Annotated in this window: 25 protein-coding genes; 19 read left to right on the forward strand and 6 right to left on the reverse strand. The window is 39.9% G+C overall.

Going from position 1 to position 24,170, the window contains the following annotated elements; genetic code table 11:
- Positions 1–136: 136 nt before the first annotated feature.
- On the reverse strand, positions 137–394 hold the full coding sequence (locus EKQ44_RS12015) for a DUF2624 domain-containing protein (RefSeq protein WP_237663784.1): 258 nt from the start codon (positions 392–394) through the stop codon (positions 137–139).
- Positions 395–537: 143 nt separating this feature from the next.
- On the opposite strand from EKQ44_RS12015, the gene EKQ44_RS12020 reads away from it, so the two are divergent.
- The 5 genes from EKQ44_RS12020 (at position 538) to EKQ44_RS12040 (ending at position 4,607) form a co-directional block, all read left to right on the forward strand.
- Positions 538–1,932, forward strand: a complete 1,395-nt coding sequence (locus tag EKQ44_RS12020; protein WP_237663785.1) for an ATP-binding protein — start codon at positions 538–540, stop codon at positions 1,930–1,932.
- Between the two features lie 362 nt (positions 1,933–2,294).
- Entirely contained in the window at positions 2,295–3,071 is a 777-nt protein-coding gene (locus EKQ44_RS12025; RefSeq protein ID WP_237663786.1) for a metal ABC transporter ATP-binding protein, read from the forward strand.
- Positions 3,071–3,910 carry a metal ABC transporter permease gene (locus tag EKQ44_RS12030; protein WP_237663787.1) on the forward strand — a complete coding sequence of 280 codons (840 nt, stop codon included), beginning with the start codon at positions 3,071–3,073 and terminating at the stop codon, positions 3,908–3,910. Before EKQ44_RS12025 ends, EKQ44_RS12030 begins: the two co-directional genes overlap by 1 nt.
- Positions 3,907–4,317 (forward strand): Fur family transcriptional regulator, encoded by a 411-nt coding sequence (locus EKQ44_RS12035; protein ID WP_237663788.1) that lies wholly within the window; start codon positions 3,907–3,909, stop codon positions 4,315–4,317. The genes EKQ44_RS12030 and EKQ44_RS12035 overlap by 4 nt, the downstream gene beginning before the upstream one ends.
- Positions 4,318–4,436: 119 nt before the next feature.
- Entirely contained in the window at positions 4,437–4,607 is a 171-nt protein-coding gene (locus EKQ44_RS12040) for a hypothetical protein (RefSeq protein WP_237663789.1), read from the forward strand.
- Positions 4,608–4,665: 58 nt separating this feature from the next.
- Here EKQ44_RS12040 and EKQ44_RS12045 read toward each other — a convergent pair whose 3' ends face one another.
- Entirely contained in the window at positions 4,666–5,247 is a 582-nt protein-coding gene (locus EKQ44_RS12045) for a hypothetical protein (RefSeq protein WP_237663790.1), read from the reverse strand.
- A gap of 183 nt (positions 5,248–5,430) precedes the next feature.
- Here EKQ44_RS12045 and EKQ44_RS12050 point away from each other — a divergent pair, with 183 nt between their 5' ends.
- Positions 5,431–5,844 carry a DUF4190 domain-containing protein gene (locus EKQ44_RS12050; RefSeq protein WP_237663791.1) on the forward strand — a complete coding sequence of 138 codons (414 nt, stop codon included), beginning with the start codon at positions 5,431–5,433 and terminating at the stop codon, positions 5,842–5,844.
- 245 nt (positions 5,845–6,089) lie between these two features.
- Here EKQ44_RS12050 and ispG read toward each other — a convergent pair whose 3' ends face one another.
- From ispG to EKQ44_RS12065, 3 genes are all read right to left on the reverse strand, one after another.
- Entirely contained in the window at positions 6,090–7,187 is a 1,098-nt protein-coding gene (gene ispG / locus EKQ44_RS12055; RefSeq protein ID WP_237663849.1) for a flavodoxin-dependent (E)-4-hydroxy-3-methylbut-2-enyl-diphosphate synthase, read from the reverse strand.
- 165 nt (positions 7,188–7,352) lie between these two features.
- Positions 7,353–7,703, reverse strand: a complete 351-nt coding sequence (locus EKQ44_RS12060) for a hypothetical protein (RefSeq protein WP_237663792.1) — start codon at positions 7,701–7,703, stop codon at positions 7,353–7,355.
- A gap of 117 nt (positions 7,704–7,820) precedes the next feature.
- Complete coding sequence (locus tag EKQ44_RS12065) at positions 7,821–8,609, reverse strand: DUF1189 domain-containing protein (protein ID WP_237663793.1); 789 nt, start codon at positions 8,607–8,609, stop codon at positions 7,821–7,823.
- 237 nt (positions 8,610–8,846) lie between these two features.
- Between EKQ44_RS12065 and EKQ44_RS12070 the strand changes: the two genes are divergently transcribed.
- The 12 genes from EKQ44_RS12070 (at position 8,847) to EKQ44_RS12125 (ending at position 23,370) form a co-directional block, all read left to right on the forward strand.
- Positions 8,847–10,487 (forward strand): Na/Pi cotransporter family protein, encoded by a 1,641-nt coding sequence (locus EKQ44_RS12070; protein WP_237663850.1) that lies wholly within the window; start codon positions 8,847–8,849, stop codon positions 10,485–10,487.
- A gap of 264 nt (positions 10,488–10,751) precedes the next feature.
- Positions 10,752–11,231: a DUF456 domain-containing protein gene (locus EKQ44_RS12075; RefSeq protein WP_237663794.1), complete on the forward strand. Its 480-nt coding sequence runs from the start codon at positions 10,752–10,754 to the stop codon at positions 11,229–11,231.
- A 121-nt stretch (positions 11,232–11,352) separates the two neighbouring features.
- Positions 11,353–12,312, forward strand: a complete 960-nt coding sequence (pfkA, locus tag EKQ44_RS12080; RefSeq protein ID WP_237663795.1) for a 6-phosphofructokinase — start codon at positions 11,353–11,355, stop codon at positions 12,310–12,312.
- Positions 12,313–12,473: 161 nt separating this feature from the next.
- Entirely contained in the window at positions 12,474–13,082 is a 609-nt protein-coding gene (locus EKQ44_RS12085; protein WP_237663796.1) for a superoxide dismutase, read from the forward strand.
- A gap of 286 nt (positions 13,083–13,368) precedes the next feature.
- Entirely contained in the window at positions 13,369–14,652 is a 1,284-nt protein-coding gene (locus EKQ44_RS12090; protein WP_237663797.1) for an MFS transporter, read from the forward strand.
- A 145-nt stretch (positions 14,653–14,797) separates the two neighbouring features.
- The gene (locus EKQ44_RS12095) at positions 14,798–16,957 is read left to right on the forward strand and encodes a peptidoglycan D,D-transpeptidase FtsI family protein (protein ID WP_237663798.1); all 2,160 of its coding nucleotides are present in this window, start codon (positions 14,798–14,800) and stop codon (positions 16,955–16,957) included.
- A 242-nt stretch (positions 16,958–17,199) separates the two neighbouring features.
- Positions 17,200–18,186, forward strand: a complete 987-nt coding sequence (locus tag EKQ44_RS12100) for a PstS family phosphate ABC transporter substrate-binding protein (RefSeq protein WP_237663799.1) — start codon at positions 17,200–17,202, stop codon at positions 18,184–18,186.
- A 95-nt stretch (positions 18,187–18,281) separates the two neighbouring features.
- Positions 18,282–19,241 (forward strand): phosphate ABC transporter permease subunit PstC, encoded by a 960-nt coding sequence (pstC, locus tag EKQ44_RS12105; RefSeq protein ID WP_237663800.1) that lies wholly within the window; start codon positions 18,282–18,284, stop codon positions 19,239–19,241.
- 1 nt (position 19,242) lies between these two features.
- Positions 19,243–20,127 (forward strand): phosphate ABC transporter permease PstA, encoded by an 885-nt coding sequence (gene pstA / locus EKQ44_RS12110; protein ID WP_237663801.1) that lies wholly within the window; start codon positions 19,243–19,245, stop codon positions 20,125–20,127.
- An 18-nt stretch (positions 20,128–20,145) separates the two neighbouring features.
- A complete protein-coding gene (gene pstB / locus EKQ44_RS12115) occupies positions 20,146–20,970 on the forward strand; it encodes a phosphate ABC transporter ATP-binding protein PstB (protein ID WP_237663802.1) in 825 nt (274 codons plus the stop codon).
- Positions 20,971–20,995: 25 nt separating this feature from the next.
- Positions 20,996–21,655 (forward strand): phosphate signaling complex protein PhoU, encoded by a 660-nt coding sequence (phoU, locus tag EKQ44_RS12120; protein WP_237663803.1) that lies wholly within the window; start codon positions 20,996–20,998, stop codon positions 21,653–21,655.
- 251 nt (positions 21,656–21,906) lie between these two features.
- Complete coding sequence (locus tag EKQ44_RS12125) at positions 21,907–23,370, forward strand: SulP family inorganic anion transporter (protein ID WP_237663804.1); 1,464 nt, start codon at positions 21,907–21,909, stop codon at positions 23,368–23,370.
- An 87-nt stretch (positions 23,371–23,457) separates the two neighbouring features.
- Here EKQ44_RS12125 and EKQ44_RS12130 read toward each other — a convergent pair whose 3' ends face one another.
- Entirely contained in the window at positions 23,458–23,610 is a 153-nt protein-coding gene (locus EKQ44_RS12130) for a hypothetical protein (RefSeq protein WP_237663805.1), read from the reverse strand.
- A 208-nt stretch (positions 23,611–23,818) separates the two neighbouring features.
- Here EKQ44_RS12130 and EKQ44_RS12135 point away from each other — a divergent pair, with 208 nt between their 5' ends.
- Entirely contained in the window at positions 23,819–24,160 is a 342-nt protein-coding gene (locus EKQ44_RS12135) for an ArsR/SmtB family transcription factor (RefSeq protein WP_237663806.1), read from the forward strand.
- Positions 24,161–24,170: the final 10 nt, after the last annotated feature.

Raw genomic sequence — 24,170 nt, forward strand, 5'->3', positions numbered from 1 at the left:
GGCTTCTTTTTACATTTGGCCTAAAGGAGAAAGTTAATCGTCATAAAGGCCGTATGGAACCACCAGAACCCCTAAATAGAGAAAGTCAGCCGTCATAGAGCCCAAATGGAACCAATAGTAAATTTTTTTGGGAAAATTACTTGGTGAATTCCAAAAAAAGCTGATTCACTTTCTTTGCCGTTTCATGTCCGGTAATCTTTGCGACTTCCTTCATCAACTGGATTCTTTCCGAGCTGTTAAACACATTCACTTTTTTCGACTGTAATAGGGCAGAAACCTTTTTTGCTTGATCAGGTGTCAACGAAATATTATATTCCCCGCTATACTTCATTAATTCTTCTGCAGTAATGTTATGCAGTTTTTTGTTGACGATTTGTTGATAAATATTCATCATATTATCCCTCCCATAGTAGCCTATGATAAAAAAACAAAAAGGCTACCTTTACGAAATAATATGACAACTGTTGGGAAATTATTGTATAATTAAAATATTCCATAAACGATTGATATTCAAAGGAGTAACAAGGGGGAGTCACCTTGTCGTTTATAATAGATGAGAAAGAACAAGATATCTTTCAGCATTTAAGTTCAGACCTACGTATTATAATTAACGCAAATGGCTTTATTGAAGAATGGAATGAGAGGGCCAGCACATTTTTATCCTCCTTGGAGGAGGACCGTTCTTTTTTTCTCACTTTTCCATCAAGTTATCGCCATGAGGTCTATACATATCTTAAGGAAATTATTGAAGCAGAAGGCAAACCATTAAAAAGAATATTGTTTCACAGGATAAATGGTAGCTACTTTGAAGTGGTTTATACCGGTGTGAGTTCTGGTGAACGTATTTACTTATCTGGTCATGTCATTGAGAATAAAGACACATCTACCATCTTGCCACTCCATTATGGGACCATCGAACAATCTCTAAAGGTCAATGAGTTTATGACTCATTCCCTCGACATTGCCATATTGGTGCTTTCAAAAGGTGGGAGAATAGAGTATATCAATAAGCGTTGCTTGACCCTATTGGAGTTGGATGTGGAAGAAGACTACATAAATCTTGAATTTGATGATATAATCACGCCTGTTTTCTTGAAAGAAAAATTATTTGAAATATATGAAGAAGTATTGGCCAATAAAAAGTTTAAAGAACGAATTTGTTATGATGATGAAGTGCTTTATCAGATTCAAGGAATTCTTTTTGAGCGGACAGAGAAGGTATTCTTCATCATTCATGACCGTTCCTATCAGCAAAAATTTGAGAACCTGCTTGTGTATAAACAGCAGATGGAATCCGTTTCCCAGATATCTGCTGGCATGGCACATGAACTGAGAAACCCACTTTCCGTCATTAAGGGCTTTATTCAGCTATCCCAAATTACGAACAATTGGAGTAAATACTACGATACGATCATGGCTGAAATCAACAGGATGAATTCCATCATCGAAGATTTCTTGTCTGTTTCCAGAAAGAAAGTCAAGAAACAGCTCATTCAGCCACAAAGCATTTATCAATCTCTGGTATATATCTTTCAATCAGAATGTCTCTTACATAATATAGATTTTGACTTTGAAATTGATGAAGTGGAAGAACATGTACTTGTTAATGAAGCCATGATCAAGCAGGTCATGCTGAACTTTCTACGCAATGCGATCGAGGCATACCCAAAAGATCAGAAAAACAAATTGTTTCTCCTGCGAGCCAAGAAAATTGACTCCTTTTATGAGATTACAGTCATTGATAACGGGAAGGGTATGGCAGAAGAAGTGCTGGAACGTGTAGGAAAGCCTTTTTTTACGACCAAGGAGAAGGGTAACGGTCTAGGAATTCCCCTGTGCAAAAAAATCATTGAAGACCATGATGGGGAATTGTTCATTGATAGTAAAGCAGGGGAAGGATCGACTTTTTGTTATCGACTACCTTTACTTTAGAAAAAGCCTGTATAGGGCTTTTTTTGTTTGGCTTAGTTAGTACTTTGGGGTATGATGACAATCTCACTAAGAAAATTTGCCTGAGATTGTCATCATCGAGGGTATAAAGACAATCTCACCAAGAGAAACCGCCTGAGATTGTCATCATCGAGGGTATAAAGACAATCTCACCAAGAAAAACCGCCTGAGATTGTCATCATCGAACTTACATAGGCATTTGACCATCTTCATAATGAGCAATAACAAGTGAGCAACAACCAACAGAACCAGGGCCACTTATATTTACTTTTCCTCCTAGCTGATGTATACTAATCTATTGTTAGAAAATCGTAATGATTCTTATCCTTTAAGGTGTGATAAATATGGAAAAAGTGCTGGAAATCAAAGGGCTTTCCTATAAATATGATAAACAGAATGTAATTGAAAATATCAATTTGACTATACCAAAAGGTGCTTTTCTTGGTCTTGTTGGGCCAAATGGTTCCGGTAAATCGACTCTTTTAAAGTGCATACTCGGGCTTTTGCGCCCTCAAAAGGGCTCCATTGAACTATTCGGCAAAGATATCCGCAAGTTCAAGGATTGGAGTAAAATTGGATTTGTTTCCCAAAAGGCCAACAGCTTCAATTCGGGGTTTCCAGCGACTGTTTTTGAGGTGGTATCAACCGGTCTTGTTTCAAAGGTGGGCCTGTTCCGATTCTTCAATAAGCAGCATAAGAAACAGATAGTGGAAGCTATCAGAGCGGTAGGGATGGAGGATTTCACTGACAGAAATATCGGTGATCTATCCGGTGGGCAACAACAACGAGTTTTTATCGCACGTGCCTTAGTCAGTGAACCAGAGCTACTTATTTTGGATGAACCTACAGTCGGAGTGGACATTAAAAATGTCCAAAATTTCTATTCCATGCTGGCTCATTTGAACAAAAAGCTTGGCATCACACTGATCCTAGTCACCCATGACGTTGGAACAATTACCGAAAAGGTGACACATGTGGCCTGCTTGAACAATAACTTACATTTTCACGGTGTGACAGATGAGTTTGAAAAATTACGCACAAATGACCTTTCCCAGTTTTATGGTCATGATGTGCATGTTTTAAGTCATGATCACCATCACCATGATGGAGGGCATATGTAATGATATCAGCTTTTATGCAATTTGAATTTTTAAGAAATGCGTTTTATACAGGAATTCTGATCGGTTTCCTTGCGCCTATGTTAGGAGTATTTGTCGTCGTAAGAAGATTGTCCCTTATTGCTGATGCTTTGAGCCATGTCACTTTGGCAGGGATAGCTGCGAGCTTGCTTGTGGAAAAGAGGTTCGGTTTGATGGTAGGCGTAAGCCCGATTTATTTCGGGATGGCTTTCTCTGTAACGGGAGCACTCTTTATTGAAAAGCTGCGGGCAGTCTATAAGCACTATCAAGAATTGGCGATCCCGATTATTCTTTCCTCAGGAATTGGATTAGGAGTAATCTTCATCTCGTTGGCGGATGGATTTAATACGGATTTATTCAATTTCCTCTTTGGAAGTGTCAGTGCCGTAACAAGAGCCGATTTTTGGACGGTGTTGATTGTGTCGATAGGGGTGATCATCACGATTGTGGCATTTTATAAAGAGTTGTTTGTCCTTTCATTTGATGAAGAACATGCCAAAGTATCAGGTGTAAATGCAAGGATATTTCATTTGATTTTCATTGTCATGGTAGCCCTTGTCATTGCTGCATCCATGCGTATTGTCGGAATTCTCCTAGTATCGTCTCTTATGACATTGCCTGTTGCTGCAAGCATGAGGCTGAGCAGAGGATTTAAACAAACTATTTTCTTGGCGATATTGTTTGGGGAAATTGCCGTAATAGGAGGGCTCATCTCGTCCTTCTATCTGGATCTTGCACCAGGCGGAACGATTGTTATCATTTCTGTAATTATTTTGATTATCACCATTCTTTGGAATAAAATAAGGGGTGGAAAAAAGTGAATGTTACTCAAGCGCTGAACTTAATGAAAGATAAGGGGTTCAAATATACAGGGAAAAGGCAGGAAATGCTGGAGCTGTTTGCAACAGAAGATAAATATCTGACGGCAAAAGATGTGTTGGACTCCATGAAGGATAATTATCCCGGTTTGAGCTTTGACACCATCTATCGTAATCTTGCTGTTTTCGTGGATCTTGGTATCTTAGAAACAACAGAATTATCCGGTGAAAAGCATTTCCGATTCACCTGTTCAACAAAGCACCACCATCATCATTTCATCTGTATGGATTGCGGCAAAACAAAAGAAATTGAATCTTGTCCGATGCAAGACCTCGAAGATAATTTGAAAGGTTATGACATCACAGGTCATAAATTTGAAATTTATGGAAAGTGCCCGGAATGTATCTAAAGTAGCATTTTTTTGATAATCCCATATATAGTTATAACCACCTATTTTCACTATTTGCCCTCTGAAAACAGCTGGTTGTACACGAACCATTTTCTAAAAGAAATGTAAGGGTGACTGAGATGACAGCAGAGAGTGAACAGCTACCTTCTCTAAATAGGGAAGACCTTGTACACATTATGAAAAAGGTTAAAGATATGGGGTCAAACAAAAAAGATATAAGTACGGAAGACTTTGTGAAGGCGATAGAAGGTCAACTTTTAGATGCTATGTCCAGATCAAAATCAAAATAGAACTGCGATGCCCTTTTTGAGGCAACGCAGTTTTTTTATACACTATCAATTTGCAAGCTTATCGGGTCACACTCATCTGTTCGAGAATCGCTTGTACTTTATGATCGGCCTCTGACCAATTTGAAACCCTGAATACATTAGATGGAACAGGTTCACGGTTGTAAGGGGTGTCAAATAAAATGACAGGAATCCCACATTCCTCGCTGATATCACATGCATTATCGTGTTTGTCTTCAAAAAAGAGCTCGATATCATGTTTTTTGACGGCGGCAATTTTATTATGGGTACCAATTAACTCTAGATGATCATAATCAATTTCCTGTTTAGCAAACCAATTGTTCGTTACTTCATATAGGTGATTCCTTCGGGCGCTGATGAAAAATAGATCAAATTGACTTTTCCATTTTTTCACTACACCCTTAGCACCTTTTGCAAGTGGGGCATCCTTATAGATGATGGGTTCCATTTCGTCCATCCACTTCCAGAAACCTTCTTCATCCAATCCCATTAAAGGGGTAAGGTCATATTGTGTCATGTCATCCAAGGTTATGTTTTTATCCAATGTTTTATTAATGAAAGGTACAAATGTAGTGGGGCAAGTCAATGTACCGTCAATGTCAATTCCGAATCGTTTTCTCATAGTTGCCTCCAGTCTTTTTTCTACCCATAGTTTATCATATTTTGTCCTTATATCTGTCATTATGTTACATGATTTATTAAAAGCAGTACCAAAAATATAACAAAGATTGACACCAATTATTTTGGGGTACCTTGTTCATACTAATAAATGCTCCTAACTTCCATAAGAAAGCGAGGGATACGAATGGCAAGTGAATTTGAGAACAACGAAGAGAAACTTGACCGTTTTGATTCAGACTTAGCTTATGAAGAACCTCATGTTTCGAGAGCGAAGGGACATCGGGACTATTTAGAAGAGCACGCTGCTGAAGTGGCTGCGGTGCCTCCTGTTATTGAATCCGATAGAAGCAGGGAAAGAGAAGCGATTTTTGAAGAAGAGCGCAGTGACGTAATGGGGATGAGCGGAAGAGGACTTGGGATCTTAGGACTGGCGTTATCAATCCTTTCCTTGTTCTTTTTGCCAATCATCATGGGAGCTGCCGGTATAATCGTCGGTTTTATTGCCCGTAAACGTGGGGCATCTGGGTTAGGAGCATGGGCGATCGGAATCGGTATCGTTTCCATCGTCGTTGGTATATTCGTTCTACCATTGTTTTAACACCACCATGGACTGGTGAGGGCAACCTCACCAGTCTTATTGTTTGAAAAGGATCTGTTTAAACACCGCTGCTGATTTCCACCATAGGCTTCGCTTTCCGCGGGGCGACCTAAGCCTCCTCTGTTTCACTTCGGGTTCTCATGATTATCGGTACTCCCCCGCTGGAGTAGCTAGAAACTAGTCATAAGCAAAAACAAATTTTAACAAAATCAAGTGAAAAGAAAAAAGCTTGGCACCAATTGGTGTCAAGCTTTTGCCTTTTCTTCTTCTTGCTTCGCAAAATATTCTTCTGCAATTTTATCTATTTCTTTCTTTAATTCGTCCACCATGGTTGCTTCCGGTACTTTACGGACAATTTCCCCTTTGCGGAACAGTAATCCTTCATTACGTGCTCCAGCAATTCCGATATCTGCTTCACGTGCTTCACCAGGTCCGTTAACTGCACAACCAAGCACAGCAACCTTGATTGGTGCTTTGATGGTGGAAATGTATTCTTCCACTTCATTAGCAATGCTGATCAGGTCAATTTCAATCCGGCCACATGTAGGACAAGAAATCAATGTTGCTGCGTTTGAAGATAAACCGAACGATTTCAATAGCTCACGCGCAACTTTTACTTCTTCAACAGGGTCTGCACTTAAGGAGATTCTCAATGTATTCCCTATTCCTTTGTTTAGAATAGCACCTAAGCCAGCAGCACTTTTAACCGTTCCTGCGAAAAGGGTACCTGATTCCGTGATACCTAAGTGTAATGGATAATCAAAAGCTTTTGCAGCTTTTTCATAAGCTTCAATAGCTAAATTCACATCAGACGCCTTCATGGACACGATAATATCGTAAAAATCAAGATCTTCCAATATCTTGATATGGTGAAGGGCACTTTCCACCATTCCGTCCGCAGTAGGGTATCCGTATTTTTCGATGATGCGCTTTTCAAGCGAGCCGGCGTTTACACCGATACGAATTGGAATTCCTTTTTCTTTACAAGCCTTCACTACTGCTTCTACTTTCTCACGGCGGCCGATATTACCTGGGTTGATGCGGATTTTGTCTGCTCCGCCTTCAATGGCCTTCAGTGCTAACTTATAGTCAAAATGAATGTCCACAACAAGTGGGATATTGATTTGTCGTTTTATTTCAGCGATGGCATTTGCAGCGCGCTCGTCCGGGCATGCAACACGGACAACCTGGCAACCCGCTTCTTCTAGACGCTTGATTTCTGCTACCGTTGCTTCCACATCATGTGTCTTTGTGGTAGTCATACTTTGGATAAATAGTTCGTTACTACCGCCGATGGTTATGTCTCCAACTTTAACCGGGCGGGTTTTAGTACGATGTATTATTTCATTCACGAGTGAATCGCTCCTTTAGGAATGATCTATTGATCAAAACATCTTTCTCTCATCAGATTACCTATAAACGAGGGAAAAAGCTAGTATTATCCACTAACTCCCAACATATTTTAACAATCGCCGCCACTTCTGACAAGTGAAAAAGTTTCCTGATGCTCAGTAGACAGGAAACTTGTAGATTTTACCTATTTGGATTTTTTCTGGGGTGATTCCTTCATTCATATGTGCAAAGTCTTCCACCAGTTGTGTGATGGATACGGGAATAGGCTTATTTGCGATCCTTTCTGCAATCGTCAATACAGTATCACCCGCTTTGACTTCCACTTCTATGTACATATTCTCACTTGAAAGCTGAAGAGAAGTTTCTGCTTCCGTTTCTGAAGCTGTAGTTGGTGGGACTACTGCTGTGGCAGGAGTTGCCGGTTCAGGTATTGTGCCAGCCGATAGATCGTAATAGATGCTGTATATAGTAATGAGAATTAATGCTGCAATGAATAATCTGATCATGAAACTACTCCTCCTTGATTGTCCAAGCTTTTTACCACTATATGACCGACAAGAGCGGGTAGAACAAAAAAACACCGACAATATTTGCAAAGCAAATAGTCGGTGTATTTAAATGAATTATTCGACTGTATTATGGGCTGGCTTTTTGACTTTTACTTCTTTAATGATTAGGAAAAGAATGAAAAGGCTAACCGCAAAACTTATTAAAGAAGAGAATGGTAAAGCAATTTGCATAGCCTGTAATAAAGCAAAGATTAAAGTAGGCAGGGTGACCGCATATGCTGATAAGATCCAAGTATGGCGATAACGTAAATTGTTTCGTTTAAGGCTATTTTTTACAATCAGACCGAAGAGTGCCAAGATGGTTACCTGAATAAATTTTATAGCACTGAAGAACACGTAGCCAACCAACAACAGGATGGTAATGATAATAGGAAATGAACTGCCTACAGAATCCATGAAGGCGATCAAATCCTCCTTGGTTACTTCCGTTCCCTGAAAGTCACTTAGTGGTACAAAGTCGGTTGTACCGGCTCCCTGGAAGATGATTTCATTGGATTGGATGGCCACGACTTCCTGATAAGATCGTATTTCATTTAAAGTGAGTTCATTATCTGGATCAAGGATGATGGTAAAACCGCCCTCTTCGGAAATGAACGGTTCTTCAACATCCGCATAGAATTCTCCGTTTCGAATGTAAAAATCAGGTGTTTCATTTACTAGGAATTCATCGGTGCTTTTCACTAAATTCATGGCACTGGTTCCAAAAGTGATGAACATGGGAATAGAAGTAAGGAGAACAAGAAAAAATACGTACAGAATGGTTTTTCCAATTCCTTGAAAGCGGAAGGAGGCCATTGCTTTCGGGGAATACAAACTTTTTACAAATTGAGAAAAAATATTCAATTCCTATCAGTCCTTTTAATGTAATATAACACTTTCATGTTACCTTAATTTGGGTATGTGAACAATATTTAATTGCCAAACAAACGCTAATGTAAATTTCAAGTTACGGTTTGTAAAGATAATGTAAATTTATCATGAAGTCTATTTACATTGGAATGCATTTAGGTTAATAATTGTATTTGGTTTTGTAGATTTTTGTCGACATAATTAAGTTTTACGATTAAGGGGTTGAATGTATTGGACTTGGATGTTCAGAGGTTAATATTTGAATTTGTTGGTGGTCTGGGTATTTTCCTATTCGGAATTAAATACATGGGTGACGGACTGCAAAAATCAGCTGGTGATAAGTTGAGAGATATTTTGGATCGGTTTACGACAAATCCGTTCATGGGTGTATTAGCGGGTATTCTAGTAACGATTCTTCTTCAAACAAGCTCTGGTACAACCGCATTAACGGTAGGTCTGGTTAGTGCAGGATTCATGACACTTCGTCAGGCGATCGGTGTCATTATGGGTGCTAACATCGGTACCACCGTAACGGCATTTATCATTGGTATTAAAATTGATGAGTATGCACTGCCGATTATTGCTGCAGGTGCGGTATTACTTTTCTTCTTTAAGAAACAAAAGATTCAATACTTCGGTCAAATCGTATTCGGATTTGGAGCTTTATTTTATGGTCTGAAAACGATGGGTGATGGACTGAAACCATTACGTGAAGTACAAGCTTTTACTGATTTAACCGTATCGATGAGTGATAATCCTATCCTTGGAGTAGTTGTAGGTACAGTCTTTACAGTTATTGTTCAAAGTTCTAGTGCAACGATTGGAATACTTCAGGAATTATATAGTCAAAACGCAATCTCCTTAGATGCTGCATTACCAGTTCTGTTTGGTGACAATATTGGGACAACCATTACAGCGATCTTAGCCGCTATAGGTGCATCTGTTGCTGCTAGACGTGCAGCATTATCCCATGTTATTTTTAACTTGTTTGGGACGGTAATAGTACTTCTACTGTTAATACCTTTTGAGAAATTCATTCTATTTTTACAAAGTGCTTTGAATTTAAACCCTGCGATGACAATTGCATTTGCACATGGTTCCTTTAACATTGCCAATGTAATCATCCAATTTCCATTAATAGGATTACTTGCGTTGATTGCAACTAAAATCATTCCAGGCGATGATGCAATAGTTGAGTATAAAGCCAAACATTTAGACCCGATTTTCATTGAACAATCGCCTTCATTAGCCTTAGGACAAGCTAAGGAAGAAGTGTTGAGAATGGGTGAATTCTCTGTTGTCGGTTTAGAATCAACTCATAATTATTTAAAAACCGGAACTTCCAAGTATTCAGAACAAGCGTATTCTTTGGAAGATGCCATTAATAACTTGGATAGAAAAATAACGGATTATCTTGTGAAACTTTCTTCTGCTTCATTGTCTGATAGTGAGTCAGAAGAACACTCCACTTTAATGGATACTGTTCGTGATATTGAGCGTATCGGTGACCATTTCGAAAATATCGTGGAGTTGGTTGATTACCAACTTAGAAACAAAGTGGAACTCACAGATAAAGCGGAGAAAGACCTTGAGGAAATGTTCACTCTTACTCAATCAACTGTAAAAGAAGCGATTGAAGCATTAAGAACGAACAACAAAGAATTAGCTAATGATGTAAGACTGAAAGAAGACCAAATTGACAAAATGGAGCGCTCCCTTCGTAAAAAACATATCTTGCGCATGAATGAAGGACTGTGCACAGGTCAAGCGGGAATCGTTTTTGTAGACATCATCAGTAACCTAGAACGTATTGGCGATCATGCTGTAAATATTGCTGAAGCCGTTCTTGGTGAAGAGCACGAAACTTTATAATAATTAGGTTCTGTTAAAGCATACTGTTGTTTTTGCAGCAATATAGCTGTTGATTGGAGCATTAGGCGAAGGCTCCTTAGGGAGATAGCGTTTAGGGGAGACCCCGCAGGCGTAAGCCGAGGAGGCTCCCCAAACGTCCCTAGGAAAGCGAAGCCTAGTGCGGAAATCAACAGCGGTGTTTAACAGAGCCTATAATTAATACCGTAAATTAGGAACCAGACTCATATTAGGGTCTGGTTTTTTTCACAATAAGGAGGTTTTCGCATGGAAGTGGTATATTGGATCATTATTATTGCTTTATTTGTCATTTCATTTATAGGACTCGTCTATCCAATCATTCCGAGTGTGCTTTTTTTGGTAGGGGGCTTTTTACTTTACGGTGTATTGTTTTCTTTTGAAGAACTAACTTTCCTGTTTTGGGTCATCACCTTTCTTTTTGTAATATTGCTCTTTGTGGCAGATTATTTCGCCAATCTTTTAGGGGTGAAAAAGTTCGGTGGCAGTAATGCATCAATCTGGGGAAGTACGATTGGATTATTAGTTGGACCTTTTATCATTCCTGTTGCCGGTATTATTCTTGGTCCATTCCTGGGGGCTATATTAGGGGAGCTACTTGTAAAAAGGAACGATATGAAAGCTTCCATTAAAGCGGGTTTTGGTTCGGTGGTAGGCCTCTTCAGCAGTGCCCTTGTAAAAGGTATTATACAAGCGGTGATGATCATCATTTTCTTTATTTTCATATGACCAACCTTATCAGTGGATAGATCACCTAATGGAATGGTTTAATAAGGATATACTAGAAGTGTTTGCATTTGGCGCTTTCGTGTAATAGCAATGATAGGTACATAAAAAGGAGGGCTTAAATTTGAAAACAATTGGGGTTCTAACTAGCGGGGGCGACTCCCCGGGAATGAATGCGGCCGTACGTGCGGTAGTAAGAAAAGCGATTTACCATAACCTGAATGTTTATGGGGTCTACCAAGGATATGCAGGCTTGATGTCCGGTAATATTAAGAAACTGGAACTTGGATCGGTAGGGGACATCATTCACCGAGGTGGTACCGTTCTGTACACTGCCAGAAGTGAAGAGTTCAAAACACTTGAAGGTCAACAACAGGGAATAGAACAGTTAAAAAAGCACGGTATCGAAGGACTGGTTGTTATCGGTGGAGATGGTTCCTATAAAGGGGCACAAAAACTGACTGAACATGGATTTCCATGCATCGGGCTTCCAGGTACCATTGATAATGATATTGCCGGAACAGATTATACAATAGGGTTTAACACAGCCCTTCACACGGTGATTGACGCAATTGATAAGATAAGGGACACGGCAACTTCCCATGAGCGTACTTTTATTATAGAAGTAATGGGTCGTCATGCTGGTGATATTGCATTATGGGCAGGGCTTGCAGGTGGTGCGGAAACCATCGTCATCCCTGAGATTGGCTTTAAACTCGAAGATGTGGTTGGCCGTATTAAAAGCGGTCAAAAGCGTGGCAAGAAGCATACGATCATTGTGTTGGCTGAAGGCGTCAGCAGTGGAATGGACTTTGCCAAACTAATTGAAAAAGAAACAAGTTTGGACACGAGAGTATCAGTATTGGGCCATATCCAAAGGGGAGGAACCCCGACTGCCTTTGACCGTGTACTTTCCAGTCGATTGGGAGGCCGTGCTGTAGAACTTTTAATGGAAGGAAAAGCCGGAAGAGCTGTCGGAATGGAGAAAAACCAAATTGTGGACTATTCCTTTGATGAAGTTTTTTCTATGCCACATAAGATTGATGAGAGCATGTACAAGCTGTCACAGGAGCTTTCCATTTAAATGGTGACGACCTTTTTGTAGGATAGATAAATAATTCCAGCCGAGCAAAGCAGATTGATTGAAAGATTGTACAAGTTTTGGTAATCTGAAACTAACGGATCAAAAACGGTTACACTTTTTTTGATTCAGTTTCATTACATAAAAATTAGGAGGAGATAATTATGGCATACGAACTACCACAATTACCTTATGCATACGACGCATTGGAGCCTCACATCGACAAAGAAACAATGAACATTCACCACACAAAGCATCACAATACTTACGTAACTGGTATTAACGCTGCATTAGAAGGTCAAACAGATCTTCAAGGCAAAAGTGTGGAAGAGTTAATCTCCAACATGGACGCTGTACCTGAAAACATCAAAACAGCTGTACGCAATCACGGTGGCGGACACGCAAACCACAGTCTTTTCTGGAACATCCTTACTCCAGGTGGCGCTACTTCTCCAAACGGTGAATTAGCAGACGCTCTAACTAGCAAGTTCGGTAGCTTTGACAACTTCAAAGACGAATTCGCTAAAGCAGCAGCTACCCGTTTCGGTTCTGGTTGGGCTTGGTTAGTAGTAAACAACGGTGAACTAGAAATCACTAGCACACCAAACCAAGACTCTCCATTAATGGAAGGCAAGACTCCGGTTCTAGGCCTTGACGTATGGGAGCATGCATACTACCTAAACTACCAAAACCGTCGTCCTGACTACATCAACGCGTTCTTCAACGTAATCAACTGGGACGTAGTAGGAAAACTTTACAACGAAGCAAAATAATTGCCAAACCAAAAACCCTCATCATTAAGTGGATGAGGGTTTTTATTATTAATGTGATCTATAGCTGATGCTTGGAGCAAAAGGCGAAGACTCCTGCGGGGAGTAACGGTTGCTTGAGACCCCGCAACGAAGTGAGGAGGCTCAAGCATCGTCCCGCGGAAAGCGCAGCCTTTTGCGGAAAGCATCAGCGGCGTTAAACAGAACCTACCCAGATGTTCATAAATCCAAGTACATAACTCCCACTCCTTTAAGCCACAATAAACGTAGATAAAGGAGCGGGGTAAAGATGGCAGCTTTAAAAAAACTAATTGGTGATGTAGAAGTCAACAAGGACCTCAAGCTACTGTTGATCATAGGTGGACTCTATTCGTTGAGCATCGCTTTATCCAACACATTTGTGAACGTCTACCTTTGGAAGCAATCAGGTGAATTCAGTGATCTGGGCTTTTACAATTTAGCAATAGTCATTTTCCAGCCACTCACCTTCATATTGGCAGGAAGATGGGCAAAAAAAATCGATCGAGTCATTGTGCTACGTTTAGGTGTCGTATTCTTAGCACTTTTTTATTTGTTTGTTTTGTTTATCGGAGACAAGGCTTCCACCTATCTTTTGATGCTTGGGGCATTACTCGGGATAGGGTATGGTTTCTATTGGCTTGCATTTAATGTGTTGACTTTTGAGATTACAGAACCCGAAACAAGGGATTTCTTCAATGGGTTTCTAGGTATTTTAACGTCAATTGGCGGGATGATCGGACCCTTCGCGGCAGGATACATTATTTCGACATTAGAAAAATTTACGGGGTATACGGTTATATTTAGCATCTCCCTGTTTTTGTTCTTTGCTGCCGTCATCTTGAGCCTGTTTCTAAAAAGACGTGGAGCGGAAGGAAGTTATGAACTTCGTCGCACCTTTCATGAAAGAAAGAACAATGACAATTGGCGATACATAACAAACGCCCACTTTTTTCAGGGATTAAGGGAGGGGACCTTTCTATTTGCGATTTCCGTCTTGGTGTTCATTACTACCAATAGTGAACTCGCGCTTGGTACGTTCGGGCTTCTAAATTCCGCTGTTGCTTTTGTATGCTATTATCTGGCAACTAGGATGATCAAAAAAGAGTATAGAAAAAAGTCCATTCTAATTGGGGGACTAATCTTATACGGTGCCATTTTCTTTCTAATTTTTGATCTGACATATGTAAAGCTTTTGATGTATGCTGTGACGATCGCCATCGCATATCCGCTACTACTCGTCCCATATGTGTCCCTGACATACGATGTCATTGGCCGTGGATGGAAAGCAGCAGAAATGCGAATCGAGTATATCGTGGTCAGGGAAGTCTTCCTAAACATAGGGCGTGCTGGTTCCATCATCCTTTTCTTGATTGCCGTGATGTTTTTCGATACAGAGAAAAGCATTCCAATTCTTTTATGTATTATTGGAGCCGGACATGCCCTAATTTATCCATTTGTCCGTAAAGTGGAGCTTGATGCAGCGCCACCCAAAGAAGAGCCTCATCCAATTGTGACAACTTTGCGAGACGGAGAAGGAGAATCGACACCATAGTTATATTTATTAATAGAAATTCTAGGCAATTTCCTATACAATAAGAAGAGACCAGACACCTATGCCAAGCAAAATGTAGGTGTCTCTTGATTTTTTATTCAAAGGCTCTAAATAGCCATAAAAATAAAACGAAAAGGTGTAGGGAATGACCAATCAAAAGCAAAAAAAGAAAAAGAAGAATTATGTGCCGTCTCGTTTGAACCTTTTGTTTTTTGCGGTGTTCTTACTCTTCTCGGCTTTAATACTAAGGCTGGGATTCGTCCAGATTGTATTCGGAGAGGATTATCGCAAGGAAGTGGATCGAACAGAAAATGTGACCGTCAATACGTTGGCACCAAGAGGTAAGATTTTGGATCGTTATGAAAATGTCGTGGTGGATAATACCCCTCTAAATGCCATTACATATACAAGAATGCAATCAACCACGGCGCAAGAGCAACTAGAAGTGGCGAAAAAACTATCTGAAGTCATCACGATGGATACGGAAAAGATTCAAGAAAGAGATCGTAAAGATTATTGGATCCTCACTAGACCTGATGAAGCAGCCGCTCTAATAACCGATGAGGATCGAAAAAAAGTTGCAGACGGAGAAATCGAAGAAAGTGAACTCTATAATCTTCAATTAGAACGTATAACCGAAAGCCAAATTGCAGAAATCACTCCTGAAGAAGAAGAGGTTCTTGCGATCTTCCGTGAATTTAATAAAGGCTATTCGCTTACCCCACAAATTGTTAAAAACCAGGATGTAACGGCAAAAGAATTTGCCATGGTCAGTGAGATGCTAGGCGACCTTCCAGGTGTGGACATTACAACAGATTTTGTCAGGGACTATGTTTATGAGAATACCTTACGCTCCATCTTTGGTAAAGTCTCTACATCGGAAACCGGTATTCCGAGTGAACGTATTGATGAATTCCTTGCAAGAGGCTACAGTCGGAATGACCGTATCGGGATAAGTCAGATTGAAGCACAATATGAAAATGTACTTCAAGGACAAAAGGCTCGTGTCCGTAATGTTACAGATACAGCCGGAAACCTCCTTCATCAAGAAAAAGTATTTGATGGTTCAAGAGGAAAGGACCTTATTTTATCCATTGACATGGAATTTCAACAAAGGGTTGAGGAAATTCTCACAGATGCTTTGTTAAGAACGAAACCGAAACCAGAAGCCAGATATTTAGACAGGGCGTTTGTAGTCGTCATGGATCCGAAAACAGGTGAGGTTTTATCACTCGCTGGAAAACAAATCGTTCTTGAAGATGGAAAATATGAAGTGCTCGATAATGCCCTTGGCACCTTCCAAGAAGCATATGAACCCGGTTCCACTGTTAAGGGGGCAAGTGTATTGGCAGGAATGGAGCATGGAGTCGTACATCCTAATAAATATTATTTTGATACGCCTTTTTATATTGGCTCAAGGGAAAATTTTACTCGTAAAGCATCCTATGTAAACATGGGTACGATCAATGAGCTTACTGCTCTTGAAAGGTCTTCTAACGTTTATATGTTCAATATTGCATTGGATATTGCTAAAGCAAATTACCGACCATATAATCCGTTGTTCATCGACCCGAATGCATATGATGTGTTCAGAAAATCATTTGCACAATTTGGCCTTGGTGTAGAGACAGGCATAGACCTACCTAGGGAATCAACAGGTGTAATCGGAACAGATAGAAGCTTGCCAGGTAAATACCTCGATTTATCCATTGGACAGTATGATAACTATACAACCCTTCAATTGGCGCAATATGTATCCACTATCGCTAATGGTGGTTACCGTATGAAGCCTCAATTAGTGAGGGAAATACGTGAACCGTCACAGGAGGAAGGACTTGGTGCAGTTGCAAGGGGATTCAAGCCGGAAGTATTGAACCGTTTAGAGGTTACAGACGATCAGATCAGAAGGGTTCAAGAAGGATTCATCCGTGTTTATCATGGTACAGCAGGTACTGCAAGAGGCTCTAAAGTAAAAAAATATAAGCCTGCAGGTAAATCAGGTACAGCTGAATCTCCAATTTTCAATGTAATTGGAGAAGATGCCGATGGTAACCCAAGATATGAGAAAATTGAAACCCTGAATTTCAACCTAGTGGGTTATGCACCATATGATAATCCGGAAATGGCTTTTGCGATCGTTGTTCCAAAAGCATCAACAAACTTCAGTGTAACAGGTGGTGTTACAACAGAAATAGGAGATGCTGTGATGGAAGCCTATTTTGATCTAAAGCAGAAGCGTGCGAACGGGCAACCTTCACTTGAAGAGCAAAGGGAAGAAGAAGAGAACGAAGAAGAAACAGAATAATAGTAGAAAAGCACTCCATGACGGGTGCTTTTTTATGTCTCAAAGACGATTTGTGCCATACGCAATAAGAAAAGAACCACTAAATCCCGCTATTTTCCCCTTTATTACTCCGCAAAATACGACATTTACAAAACCTTTACACATGATTCATACCCAGTTAACACATAAGTTATATTCTATTACTCGTAGGGCAAGACAAACAGAAACATCAACTAAACAGAAACCTTAGGGGGAATTAAGAAATGAAAAGCTTCAAACGTTTTTTATTACTAGCAATCGTTGCATCTTTAGCGGTATTCGCTGCAGCATGTGGCAACTCAAACAACGGATCATCTGAGGGAGCTAGTGCAGAAGGTACGGCTGCTGCAGATGGAGAAGAACTTGAAGGTAGTGTAGTAATTGATGGATCTGGTACAGTATTTCCTTTCATGTCCGTAATGGCAGAAAAATACATGACAGAAGCACAGGAAGGTGTGTCTGTTGAAGTGAGTCGTGCCGGTACATCTGCTGGTTTCAAAAAATTCTTAGTAGAAAATGGTACAGACTTCAACAATGCTTCCCGTACTATCAAAGACGAAGAGAAAGCACAAGCAGAAGAGCTTGGCTTGGATGTTCATGAAATGAAAGTTGCCCTTGATGGATTAACAATCGTAATCAACCCAGAAAACGACTGGGCTCAAGAACTTACTGAACAAGAAATCATTGATATCTTCCTAGCAGAAGGTAACAAGAAAAAATGGTCTGACGTACGTCCTGAATTCCCGGATGAAGAAATTAAAACTTACGGACCTAACGAAAACCACGGAACATATGAGTTCTTCTGGGAAAAAATCCTTGAAGAAAAAGATTTAGCTGAAGGTACAAACTTACAACAAGAATACTCTACACTTGTAGATCTTGTTTCTAAAGATAAAAACGCAATCGGATTCTTCGGTTACGGATACTATGCAAACAATACTGACAAATTAACAGCTGTAAAAGTTGACTTTGGTAACGGACCTGTTGAGCCATCTCTTGACACAATCGCTGAAGACGGGGATTATGCAAACTTCACTCGTCCAGTATTCACTTACTTGAACAAAGGCTTGGCACAAGAAAAAGCTCAAGTATTGGATTTTGCAATCTTTACCATGCAAAATGCTCAAACAATTGCTAGTGAAACAGGATTTGCTCCATTGACAGATGAAGAGATCAAAGCGGCAGTAGAAGAGCTTGAAGGATTAAAGTAAGGAACCACCAGAAGATGAGGAGCTGAGGGCTGCTCATCTTCCTCTATGTATTTCGAATAATTAGGCCTTGGATGGTCCTTGTTACAGGGTGAAGGATGAAAGGGGATTTCAAATTGGCTACTCAGAAGGATAGCTTAAATGTAAGAGAGTTGATCAATGAAAAAAAGACAACTCTTAACATAAACAGGTTTGTAGAAGCGGTTGTACCGAAATTTCTATTAGTTATTGCTACAATTTCTATTTTCACAACGCTTGGTATTGTTTTTACTTTATTATTTGAAACGGTGGAATTCTTCAAACGAGTACCATTCGTCGAGTTTTTCACAGGCACTGTGTTAAAGCCACTGGGACAGAATGCTCAATTTGGGGTTCTTCCTTTGCTGATGGGAACATTGATATCCTCTTTGATTGCAATGGTGGTTGCCATCCCAATCGGGTTGATGTCAGCTATTTTCTTAAGTGAATATGCTTCTGATAGAGTCAGAAGAGTCTTAAAACCAATTTTAGAAGTTCTTGCAGGTATCCCTACTATTGTTTATGGATTCTTTGCATTCACTTTTGTAACACCGATTTTACAAGCAATCATTCCAGGATTACAATCAACCAATATCCTCAGTCCCGGAATAGTGATGGGAATCATGATCATTCCAATGGTTGCCTCTTTATCGGAAGATGCGATGAGCTCTGTTCCTAATGCAATGAGAGAAGGAGCATTGGCGCTTGGATCTACTAAATTAGAGGTGGCTTGGAAGGTTGTTGTTCCTGCGGCTATGTCTGGAATTATCGCTTCCTTTGTTCTGGCTATTTCCCGTGCAATCGGTGAAACGATGATCGTGACGATTGCAAGTGGAAGTACCAAGAATTTTACGTTTGATGTCACACAATCTATGCAAACGATGACCGCATACATTGTGGAAGTAACCGGTGGAGATGCACCAGCTGGTTCAACTTTATATTATAGCTTGTATGCTGTTGCGATGACGTTGTTCGTGTTTACACTTATCATGAATCTGATCGCCCAGTATATCTCTCGCAAGTACAGGGAGGAATATTAAGATGAAGTATGTTGATGCAGCACAAGTCCAGAAGAAAATGAACACAAGATTGAGCATAAATAAAATGGCGAAATCGTTATTTTTAGCAGCTACGTTAATTGGTCTTGTCGTTCTAGTGATATTATTCTACCGAGTTATTTCTCAGAGTATGGGTTGGATTGATCTTCAATTTATTACGAGTAAACTGTCTACTATGGCAGATAGAGCAGGAATCATGGGAGCCATCATGGGTACGGTATGGCTGATGTTGGTGGTAGCACCACTTACCATGTTCCTTGGAGTCGGAACGGCTATCTATCTAGAAGAATATGCAAAAAAAGGACGCCTACAACGCTTTTTACAAACGAATATTTCAAACCTGGCGGGTGTTCCTTCCATTGTATTTGGTATCTTAGGATTAACTATTTTTGTAAGAGCAGCAGGACTAGGAAACATCGTATTAGCTGGTGGTCTTACAATGGCATTATTAGTTCTTCCAATCGTGGTGGTAGCAAGTCAAGAAGCGATTCGCTCTGTACCTGGTTATTTAAGAGAAGCATCTTATGGAATGGGTGCGACGAAATGGCAGACAATCAAGAATATCGTCTTGCCAGCATCACTACCAGGTATATTGACAGGAGTAATCTTAGCGTTATCCCGTGCGATCGGGGAGACAGCTCCATTAGTTGTATTGGGTATACCAGCACTATTGATTCCGCTACCTGAAGGGATCTTTGACAAATTTACTGTGCTACCTATGCAAATTTACTATTGGACCATTGACGCAGCTCTTGTATCTGAATACGCGAACCTTGCAGCAGCAACCATTGTGGTGCTACTTTTCATTCTTTTAGTCATGAACTCTATCGCAGTCATCATTCGAAATAAATTCCAAAGAAGATTTTAATCATAGGAGGAATCATCTATGCAAATTGCGGTGCCTGAACGTGAAACGAAGAACAAACCTTCTTCTATTACTACTACTCCAAAAGAAAAGAACATTGTTTATCATACAAAAGATCTAAATTTATGGTACGGAGAAAATTTGGCATTGAAAAACATCAACTTGCCGATCTATGAAAACGAAGTGACAGCAATCATCGGCCCTTCAGGTTGTGGTAAATCCACATATATCAAAACGTTGAACCGTATGGTTGAATTAGTTCCAAGTGTAAAAGTATCTGGGGACATCCTATATCGTGAAAAGAATATTCTAGCGAAATCCTATCAAGTGGAAGAACTGAGAACGAATGTAGGGATGGTATTCCAAAAGCCTAATCCGTTCCCTAAATCCATTTATGACAATATTGCTTATGGTCCAAGAATTCATGGAATCCGAAACAAAAAAGTCCTTGATGAAATCGTCGAGAAGAGTTTACGAGGAGCAGCTATCTGGGACGAAGTGAAAGACCGTTTGAAAGAAAATGCGTATGGTCTATCCGGTGGACAACAGCAGCGTTTATGTATTGCGCGTTGCTTGGCGATTGAACCGGATGTTATCTTGATGGATGAACCAACATCTGCACTTGACCCAATCTCCACACTTAAAGTGGAAGAGCTTGTTCAAGAATTGAAAAAAGACTACAGCATTGTCATTGTAACGCACAATATGCAACAGGCTGCTCGTATATCCGACAGGACGGCTTTCTTCTTAAATGGGGAAGTTGTGGAATATTCGGAAACAGACAAGCTATTCTCCAATCCGTCAGACAAGCGTACAGAAGACTATATTACTGGTCGTTTCGGATAATAAAGGAAGAGAGAGGAAGAGTCAGGTGGTATTGCGTCAATTTCATGTGGATTTGGAAACGTTAAGAGATAAAATAGTGGAACTTGGTAGCTTAGCTGAAATTGCAATGGGGAAATCCATTGATGCCTTGACAAATCAAAACGTTGATTTAGCGCTTCAAATTATTGAAGAGGACAACAAGGCAGACCGTTTGGATGAAGAAATCAATGACTTTGCCATTCTGCTAATTGCCAAGCAGCAGCCGGTTGCGATTGATTTGCGAAGAATCTTTGTCGCTATCAAAATTTCTACCGATGTAGAGCGAATTGCAGATTTTGCAGTAAATATTGCAAAGTCGACGATAAGAATCGGAAAAACTTCTCAACCATTAATTCAAATTGAAAACATAAAAAAAATGCATAGCATCGCAACGGAAATGCTTTCTCTTGCATTAAAGGCCTACTATGATGAAGATGTAGTCCTTGCCAAAAAAGTAGCAGATATGGATGACCAAGTGGACGAGCTATACGGTCAAAACATTCGTGAGCTTTTACAATTGACTAAAGATCACCCGGATATGATTCCTGAGATTACCCAATTGAGTTTTATCTGCCGTTATATTGAGCGTATGGCAGATCACACGACCAATATTTCAGAGAATATCCTCTATCTTGTAAAAGGTAGACACTATGAATTGAATGATTGAGTCGATGAGCTCTGTTCTTAATTGAACAGAGCTTTCTTTATTGCTTATATGTCTATTTTTTTACAGAAGTACAAAAATGAGAGATAAACAGAGGAAAAGAGAGAAAGTAAGAGATAAACTTTAATGTTCCCGTTTTCACCCTAATTTTCAGTTTACAAAATATATGGTATGATTCTTTCTGTTGCAAACGGACCCCGACTTTCTTGAGAGTAGAAAGTCACAAAACTAAATAATGTAGAAAGAGGTGTGCTATGAACGTAGCAAACTTAAAACAAGAATGGTTTGGTAACGTGCGTGGTGACGTACTTGCCGGTATGACCGTAGCATTAGCCCTCATTCCAGAAGCTATCGCATTTTCTATCATTGCTGGTGTTGACCCAATGGTAGGTCTTTATGCGTCCTTCTGTATTGCCGTGGTTATCGCCTTCACTGGTGGACGACCAGGGATGATTTCTGCTGCAACCGGAGCAATGGCATTACTGATGATTACATTGGTTGCAGATCACGGAATTGAGTACCTGTTCGCAGCTACTGTATTAACAGGTATCATCCAGATCCTGATGGGTGTTTTTAAGCTTGGGAAATTCATATCCTTTCTTCCTCAGGCAGTTATTATTGGATTTGTTAATGCTTTAGCAATCTTAATTTTCACCGCACAATTAGTGCATTTTACCCCGGAAAAAGGTGGATCATGGATAATGGTCGGCTTTGTCATTGCTACCCTTGCCATTATATACTTGCTTCCGAGAGTCACGAAAGCATTACCTTCTGCCTTAGTGGCAATTGTCGTGATTACAGCGATCACCCTATTTGGTGGGGGTTTTGGTTTAAGTACAGTAGGGGATCAAGGAGAGATTTCTAGAACCTTACCTTTCTTCCATATCCCAATGGTTGATTTATCTTGGGAAACATTTATGATCATTCTACCGTATGCATTTACGTTGGCAATCGTAGGTAACCTTGAGTCGTTACTGACCGCTACAATTGTCGATGAGATGACTGATACAAAGAGTAACAAGAACCGTGAAATGAAGGGTCAAGGTATTGCAAACGTGGTAACTGGCTTCTTCGGTGGTATGGCTGGTTGTGCCATGATCGGACAATCTGTAATTAACGTCAAATCAGGTGGGCGGGGAAGACTTTCTGCACTAGTAGCAGGTACATTCCTTTTATTCTTGATCATGGTACTTGGAGATGTTGTCGTTCAAATCCCAATGGCTGCTCTAGTTGGAGTCATGATCATGGTTTCCATTGGAACATTTGATTGGCAGTCCATTCGGGAGCTTCATAAAATACCCCGCGCAGATGCAGTAGTAATGGTTGTAACGGTTGCCATTGTTGTTTACACACATGACCTTGCAAAAGGTGTAGCAGCAGGGGTTGTACTAAGCGCTTTAATCTTCGGATGGAAGATGGCGAAAATCAAAGCGACGATGACGTTAAAAGAAGACGTCATGCATTATCAAATCACTGGGCAAATGTTCTTTGGAACCATGAGCCACTTTATAGATTTATTCGATTACAATAATGACCCAAAAGAAATTGTCATAGACTTTAGTAATACTCATCTTTGGGATCAATCTGCGGTTACTGCAATCTCTAAAACTGTAATGAAATACCAAAGACTAGGTAAGAACGTAAAAATTATAGGCCTTAATGATGAAAGTAAGACATTAATAGATAGAGTAGGTTTATCTGCTACTTCTGGTCATTAATAAATATATAACTAACGGGACATTTCATATTGTCCCGTTTTTTGTGCGCAAAAAAGACATAATAAAAAGGAGCATATAAGCAGCTCCTTAAGTTGTGTGATGAAAAAAGGAAAAGAACGCGGCTATCGAAGCCATCATCGATTTGGATTTCTTAACTGTTTGTTTAAAGTCAATTTTTGCTTCTTCTTGTTCCACATGTAAGTTCTGAAAAGCTTGTCGTCTGTACTGATAATCCATCATAACACAGCATCACCTTTCCCACTCATATGTTTATGGAAGCGCTTTCTTACTTATATTATAACAATTAACAGATAATTCTGCAATTAACCTTTACGATTTCTTTACAAAAGAAAGCTTGAAACTAACATATAAGTATTTTATTATATAAGCATGTTTTTATATAAGTACTTCGTTATATGAATTATCTTTTCCAAAGGTAGGTGTAGATATGCAAGAGTTATTGAAAATGGACGAAGCGGCAGCCACCCTGAAAATTTTAGGAGATAAAACCAGGCTTTCGATGTTGGCGCTACTGCAGGATCATGATTGCTGTGTTTGCGAGTTTGTCGAGATCTTTAAAATGAGTCAGCCTTCCATCAGTCAGCATGTGAAAAAGCTGAAAGAATTGGGTTTGGTAAAAGAATCGAGAAAGGGTCAGTGGATCATGTATTCCATCAATACAGAACATCCACACTACGAATTAATCAAATCAATTCTTGTGCATGTTCCTTCACTGGAAGAGAAATTGAAAGAGCTCGAGGAAAAAGGACTTAGAATTACTTGTTGTTAAGGGGGGAATA

It is taken from the genome of Sutcliffiella horikoshii (genome assembly GCF_021991925.1).
Lineage (GTDB): Bacteria > Bacillota > Bacilli > Bacillales > Bacillaceae_I > Sutcliffiella_A > Sutcliffiella_A horikoshii_F.